This is a genomic window from Desulfosarcina sp., from assembly GCF_046496365.1.
Classification (GTDB): Bacteria; Desulfobacterota; Desulfobacteria; order Desulfobacterales; family Desulfosarcinaceae; genus Desulfosarcina.
Map to the genome: position 1 here is coordinate 1 of NZ_JAWOHB010000186.1, position 6911 is coordinate 6911.

The 6911-nt window shown below is 56.1% G+C and carries 7 protein-coding genes; all 7 read right to left on the reverse strand.

Going from position 1 to position 6911, the window contains the following annotated elements:
* The coding region (locus tag R6V78_RS18495) for a twin-arginine translocation signal domain-containing protein (protein WP_410290866.1) at positions 1-532 on the reverse strand (532 nt) is incomplete at its 3' end.
* 116 nt (positions 533-648) lie between these two features.
* Entirely contained in the window at positions 649-3042 is a 2394-nt protein-coding gene (locus R6V78_RS18500) for a pentapeptide repeat-containing protein (RefSeq protein WP_410290867.1), read from the reverse strand.
* A 92-nt stretch (positions 3043-3134) separates the two neighbouring features.
* Positions 3135-3395, reverse strand: a complete 261-nt coding sequence (gene rhuM / locus R6V78_RS18505; RefSeq protein ID WP_410290868.1) for a RhuM family protein — start codon at positions 3393-3395, stop codon at positions 3135-3137.
* A gap of 807 nt (positions 3396-4202) precedes the next feature.
* On the reverse strand, positions 4203-4751 hold the full coding sequence (locus tag R6V78_RS18510) for a hypothetical protein (protein ID WP_410290869.1): 549 nt from the start codon (positions 4749-4751) through the stop codon (positions 4203-4205).
* A 42-nt stretch (positions 4752-4793) separates the two neighbouring features.
* Positions 4794-5009 carry a hypothetical protein gene (locus R6V78_RS18515; RefSeq protein WP_410290870.1) on the reverse strand — a complete coding sequence of 72 codons (216 nt, stop codon included), beginning with the start codon at positions 5007-5009 and terminating at the stop codon, positions 4794-4796.
* Entirely contained in the window at positions 5006-6313 is a 1308-nt protein-coding gene (locus tag R6V78_RS18520) for a type II toxin-antitoxin system HipA family toxin (protein ID WP_410290871.1), read from the reverse strand. The genes R6V78_RS18515 and R6V78_RS18520 overlap by 4 nt, the downstream gene beginning before the upstream one ends.
* Positions 6310-6657, reverse strand: coding sequence for a helix-turn-helix domain-containing protein (locus R6V78_RS18525; RefSeq protein ID WP_410290872.1), 348 nt, complete (start codon positions 6655-6657; stop codon positions 6310-6312). Before R6V78_RS18525 ends, R6V78_RS18520 begins: the two co-directional genes overlap by 4 nt.
* Positions 6658-6911 lie beyond the last annotated feature (254 nt).

Below are 6911 nucleotides of genomic sequence, written 5' to 3' on the forward strand. Positions count from 1 at the left end.
CAACCGCTGCAGGGGCAATCCCATACCTCTTGAATTTGTTGGCGCAGGGTTCACGGATGGCCCCCGGCCGTTGGGTTGCCGCCCTCAAGGCCGAGTGGGGAAGGTGATAAAACATCAGGGCCATGCTCCAGGAACCATCCAGGATCGAAGGATCCTGGCCCACGATCCAGCAGAGGCAGATATTCTGTGCAGAAAGGGGAATATCTTTGGTGTAATGGGTGATATTCCCGTCGGGTATGAGCGATAGGAAGGGATTGGCCTGCCTCGCAGCCTTGAGGGTTTCGGGATCCATTTTCCTCAGTTTCAGATATTGTCCTGCGGCTTTGAGATAGAAATTATGGGACGGATTCCCATGGGACAGGTCAAAATAGTAGGTTCGGTATTCCGTACCGGAGGATGTTGAACTGCCGGAGTCCGAACAGCCGGCAAGAAACCTGGGCATGGCCAGGGCCGCGCCTGCAGCGGCCGAGTACTGAATGAATTCCCGTCGGGTGATCCCGGATTTTTCCTGAGTTCCCTTCTGTCTTTTCATTCTGAAACCTCCTTTCAGGGTTAAATGGCAAGCATCGCTGGGGGTTCAAGCCCGTGGTCCAGGCTCCGACAAGGTCCTTATAGGAATTCGATCCTTCCGAAACAGGACAGCCCAACTTACCAGAACAGATCTACCTGGCTGCACCAGTCCGGTTTTTTTCCCCCCTGCGAATTCTGCCAGGGGGACTGATCGCTCGGGACCACCGGAGTGGTCCAGGCCGCATCCTCGCATGGGCCGCGGCTTCCGTCCGGGCAGGTATTGCCGCTCTGGGTGTCAGGGACCACGGTAGCGCTGGAATACGCGAATTGGACGCAGGGGGTGTTTCCAAACGAGTCGTCAAAACCGGGGAATTGGGTGTGGGCGACCGGGATGGTGAAATAAGTTTCATACTCATTGGGGTCTGTTGAGAAATCGATATACGCGCTCTCAAAATTGGCGCTCTGAACCGTGGCATTGGCAAAGTTGGCCCCGCCCAGAAAGGCGCCGCTAAAATTGGTGCTTGCCCCGGTGCCGCTGTCCCAGTCGAGATGGGCCCCCTCAAAAATAGCGCCGGTCAGCACCGACCCCGAGAAATCGGCCGCAGTGGCAGTAACCCCGGTAAAGTCGGCGCCGGCCAGATAGGCCCCGTTGAATCTTGCGCCGTCCATATTGGCGCCCTCTGCGCTGGCGCAGTTCTGGGTGAAAGGCGGGTTGTTGGTGTCCTGGCCGCAGCCTGCCGGATTGTAGGCGAGGGCCAGGGTGTGAAAGCTCGCATTGGTAAAATCTGCGCCCCCCAGATCTGCGCCCTTGCAGTTGACGTTCTGAAGATAGGCGCCCGTGAGGGTGGCCGCTGCTAGGTTCATGTCGGAATCAGCGTTCAAAGAGGCGTTCAGCAGGCTCGCCCCGCTCAGATTGACACTGGTCAGATTGGCGCCGTTCAACAGGGCGCCGGACAGATTGCCTTGCTTCAAACTGGTAACGTGCAAATCGGCGTTCATGAGATTGGCATCGGACAGATCCGCACCATCGAGGTTCAGGTTCGAGAGGTCCACGCCCGCCAGATTGCAGGAAGGGCATTCCTTGGAGGAAATGAGCATCTTCCTCGAATCGAAGATCTTGATGGAGCCGATGTCGCTGCCGCTCAGGTCCGCAATGCTGGGCGTGTCAACTCCCACTGTCTTTACAGGGTTGGTATAATTGGGGTCGCTGAAAAAGCGAATCGTGGTATCCGTGTAGAGACCAAAGGCCACGGATCCTACCTGCTCCAAGGGGAGCAGCGTGGTTTCAGGAAAGGATGCACTCAAGAGAACGGCCACGCCCGTGTAATTCTCTCCCTCGTATAAGGCCACTTCGCCCGCCCCCAGGCTGTTCCTGTCGATCTGGCTGCCATCCCTGTAAAAGCAAAACCCATCGACGATCGTAAGGGTGGCCGGGCTTGCGGTGGTCGAAAACTCGGTAAAATAGATATACCCGTTTTCCGCCGCATACAGGGGTGAACATTCCGTGAAATCGTCTATAGGATAAGGATCGGCCAAGGCCCACAGGAGGAAGGCGCCGCCGCCCATGTCCTGCACAAGAGGAGTGGGTGGATATTGGGTGGGGTAAAACAGGGGTATGGATATTACATTTGCCTCCGACATAAGTTTGTTTTGCGAAGGCGGGCATTTGATACCCCAGTCAGATGAACAGGAATAGAGATAGTATGTAAAGAATTGGCTGGCCGTTTCAGCCACCCATGAATGAAGCATGTAGGCGCCGGCAAACGGGGGGTAGGTCTGACCGTAGCAACAGTTCGGCTCCGCGTCTTCAAAAGAGAAAAGGTGACGTTTTGTTTCAAATGCATCGCCGGTTGTGTTGGTGGAAACAGCCTTCATGAATTGGACATCGACGTCCTTTCCGTCATCCCAGACCCATCCGCTCGTCACGGCCAGGTACTGGCCCGCGTAGTCTCCGCTGAGGAACTGGATTGCGACATAGGCTGGATAGGTACAATTTATGGGGGAGGTCCCTTGGTCCTCGCCAGCGGCAGGCACAGCATCGGATCGGCCGGCCTCCTCATCCTGTCGCCGGATGAAGGCCGCACTCCCCTCCTCCGGCACGCCCGCCCCATCATGGTACACCTTCATACTGTAATTGCCCGGCGACATCTCCAGATACGCCCCCCCATCGCCGCGCTCCGTGGCTGCCACCAGAACCCCGGAACGGTCGAAGATCTCGGTCCGGGTGATGAACGGGTCATCCGAGGGAATCGCGAAGAGACAGCCCCCGCCTTCCTCGTACAGATAAGGGATGGGGTGCTCTGAAAGCCCCTCCCCGGGCAGGATATCCAGAATCACAACCTGCTCTGGCCTGGCCGCCAATCCAGGGTTGTCTGTGAACTCGTGTTCATAGTACCAGGCCCTGGGCTGGGAAGACGGTGTTGTGCTGTCGTTGCCGCAGGAAAGCAGGAGTGCGAAAAGCCCTGAGGTCAAGGGAAGTGTCACCGCGAGATATCGCCATTTTTTATATAAGGTCATGCGTGTTGGATTCATGAAATGCACCTCCCTGCGTTTACCATGCGGATTTGTATTGTGTCAGCAGCCGGTCCTGCGATCTTGATCGGATGTGGACCGCAGAACGGAGTTCAACATAGGCGCAATTTTCTATTCTCCTCCCCGGCTCCGGGATCAGAACGCCGCAGTGGATGAATTCCCTGCTGTTTCTGCTCCGGCCGCTTTTCGTTTATCGCGTACCCCTGCACCAGATAGTCCTTGAGGCGTTTCGTGGCCCACTGGCGGAACTGGCTGGCGAGCAGGGAAGTCACAAGGTACCCCACTGAAATAATGGCATCCAGATTATAGTGAAGGAGTTGTCTGGCAACTTTTCTTTGTCCTTTTTGTTTCAATGAATTCTGCAGGAGTTGCCAAAATGTTTTTTCTCAGTAGGTTCTCTATTTCTCTGTCTGAGAAGTCGTTCATACCCAGATTTCTTCTTATCCGTAAAAATCCTGGTTCGGTATTCTTGAATCGACCGGCTATTGCCGGTTTTATGGTTTCATCCATTTCGTTTTTTTACTGTCTGCTCAGGGGCGGTCTTTTCGCCGTCCACTGAAGGAGCAAGGTAGGAATCCATATTCTTCAGCCCTCTCGAGTTTACCACTTCCACAAACCTCTCAGGATCTTCAACAGTGAAGCCGATGCGCGTTTTCTGGGTAGATAGACGGAGCAGGAAAATGCAGCTTCGCTGTGGTCGCCTCCAATCCCTTGGAAACCAAGTTCTGAAATCGCCTGTTCCCCACAATCGCCATTTGCCGTTCAATAAGGTGGGACGCATCTTAGTAACCCTAAGGATGTGGGAAAATCTGACGAATTTGGTACCGAACGGAAAATAGTAATTCCGAAACCGAATTCCCGTCTGGGATACCTCGACAAGGTTATCGGAATAAATCGCTTTGTCATCCATCATTGTCTACGCTTCGCGCGGACGCCACGCCCTTTGGGTGGGTCCCCGCTTTCCTTGGATTTGGAAGACTCCCTGTCCTGCCGAGGCAAAGCTGCAGGGGTCTTCAATTTCCCCAAAGGGAACCCCATTCAACTGGGGGTGAACATTTATCAGCCTTTTACCCGCCTATATTTGTGGGCTGGAGGGGACCCCGTTTAGCGGGAGTGGGGCGTGGGCCAGGGGATTAAGACCCCGGCTACCCGATTCTGCCCTACCGGGTATCTGACCGGCTCTTAAGTTTGAGCCGGTTCTCGATTCGTGCGAAAAGATCGCCGGCTACGGCGTTGACGTTGGCCGGGATCGACGCACCCGAGACTGCATCGAAGTCGCGCCCCTTCTTGGCGGGCAGCCAAATACCATCACCCGACGTTGTCAGGAGGATGACGTTGTCTGTTGCCCTCTGTCTGCTCAGAAAGGTTTCAACATCGTGGTCAAGACCCCACGCCAGGCACGTGTTGATGACGACCACTGCCGCATAGTCTGCCGCGTCAACCTTCTTCAGATCCTCTACGCCCACTGTCTTTTGCTGGATCCCTGCCGCCGAGAGCTGCTGCTGCAACTCCGCCACCAGCAGTTCCTTGAACTCGCTGCTTCGCGATGCGATGAGAACCGTCACAGTGCCGGTCGTTCCACCAAGCCCAGAGGCCTGAATGTCTTTCTGCGGCCAGAAACGCTGTGGCACGGCGCATCCGGCGAGGAACGCCAGGAGCGCCAATCCGAAACAACATCGTGTGAGTCGTGCCGATTTCATGGTGAGCAATGGGACGCTCCTTAAAAATACAGTAACTTATGCATCAAGCTATCAATTGGCGTTTCTTGTGATGGATTCTCCGCTCGCCACTGAAAATCCGATACCGGCCAAACCCATCTCAAATTTCTTGGCAGGCGCCGTATGAGATATACCCAATTCAAATTGAATTTTAAAAGAGCGTCCCGGTGCCCTCACAAACGTCCAGCCGATGGCCTCGGCATATTCGAGGATCCGGGCCTGGACGGTTTTGTGTTCTCCGGGTTTCATTTAAGGGTCTCTAGTCTCAGGACGGCCTGTATTTTGTCCCGCTGCTCCGGAATTACGCGCGACTCATCCGCATAGTCCCGCCATCGCGCCACAACCGCCCTCACTTCGTCAATAATCGCTTCCGCCCGCCCGCGTTTCATTGAAGCGCTATTCGCACACGCTTTGAAATCCTCCAGCGTAAATCCACTCCGTTTGCCGTTCATCGTCATTTGATGAATCGATGTCCATTTTCCGCCTGGTTGATAGCTGTAGGTCATGTCGAACGCGGGTGCGAGTGACCAGTTTCCCGACCGGTCCATCAGGAAGGCAATATTCTTTACGTGATCATCCTGGTTGCGGGCTACAATATTGAAAACCATCCGCCGGAACTGCTCCTCGACGGCGGCCATGGGCAACCCCAGCCGGCGGATGACCTGCAAGGCCTGCTCGTAACCGTAGGCGCCTGCCTGGTTGAAATCATAATGCGCCAGGCCGCAAAGCGACTGCATGTGCAGCTTGCCGCCGCCATCCAGCCGGTCGAACCGCTTGGTCATGAAATGGCGGCGTCCGTTCTCCTCGAACAGGCGGCACGGACTCATGGTGATTCCCACGTCTGTCGCCATCCGGTAATAGGCATACTCAATGGCGCCGTATCCCTTGGGGTCCTCCATCTCCTTATCCTTGTTGCCGCTGACCCCGTCGAACTTTATCAGCCAGTATTCAAACCCGCTGCCCGCCTTCACCTGCCCGGACCGGACTTCGTTTGTTTTCGGATTCCAGGCGATTACCGCCTTGGCCCGCGCTCCACCCGCGGAAGTGCCGACCCGCAGAATGTCCCGCAGGGCCGTTTCCTTCCCTTCCTCGTTAAGCCATCCCCGCAGGTTGTTCCTATGGGTCAAAACCTCCGAGGCCAGCTTTACCAACTGATCGACTTCGATACGGAAGGCGCCAGGGCCGGCCAACCGGGTTGCCGGCGCATACTCCAGTGCGCCCATGCCGCGCGATCCTGTATAGCAAAGGCGCTCCACCGCGTTGAACGATTCCGGCGTGCGGCCGGACCGGGCCAGCCAGGCATCGATCAAGGCATTGCCGAACCGGTCCGGCAGAGAATCCGCCAGAAGCCCCGGAAGACCGTGGAAGGTCTCCGGTCGCAGCGATGGGAAGGAGTAGAGCCGGCTGGATAGCGGCATCATCAGCGGGGCCACCTCGATACCGCTGTTGATGAACGCCGGGTCATATTCAAACATCGCGATCGCAGCTTCGTCTTCCAGCGACACAGCACCGATCGTGCGTCCCCACAGCTTTACCTTTGCCGTCGTGCTCACGTTTCGTCACCCCACTGCCACGGCCCCTTATCCGTGGACTTCCGCTTACCACTGGCCCGCTTCCGCGCCTTGCCTTTCAGCCTGACCAGATCCATGGGCCGCGGTCCGGCCTCGGGCACCAGTGTTTCCAGCCGATCCAACAGTTCCAATACCCGCAGAAGCCGGATCAACGTCGACATTTGCGTCGTGGCCCCGGCCTCGATACGTTCCACGGTCCGCTTGGATACGCCCGCCTGCTCCGCCAGCATCTCTTGCGTAAACTGAAGTTCCAGCCGACGCTGCGCCAGGCGCCCGCCCAGCTCCGCCAAAATCGCCTCGTCCGTTAATAATCCTTCAATCTTCATCCGTAATGCTCCTTTAACAGGAGGTTATATATCGTAAATTGTGACGATATACAAGATATTTTTTCACTTTTTCGTCATAAATGACGACTTGCCGAATCTGTCATGTCGTCGAAGAAAAGTGATAAAGGAGGGCGGGTTTTCCAACCCGCCTTAACGGAGGGCGGACATTCCTGTCCGCCCTCCTGTATTTTCGCGCTCCGTTAGGGTTTACTCTGCACCCTCTTCCTTGTCCAACCGCTCCAGCAATTCGCGGC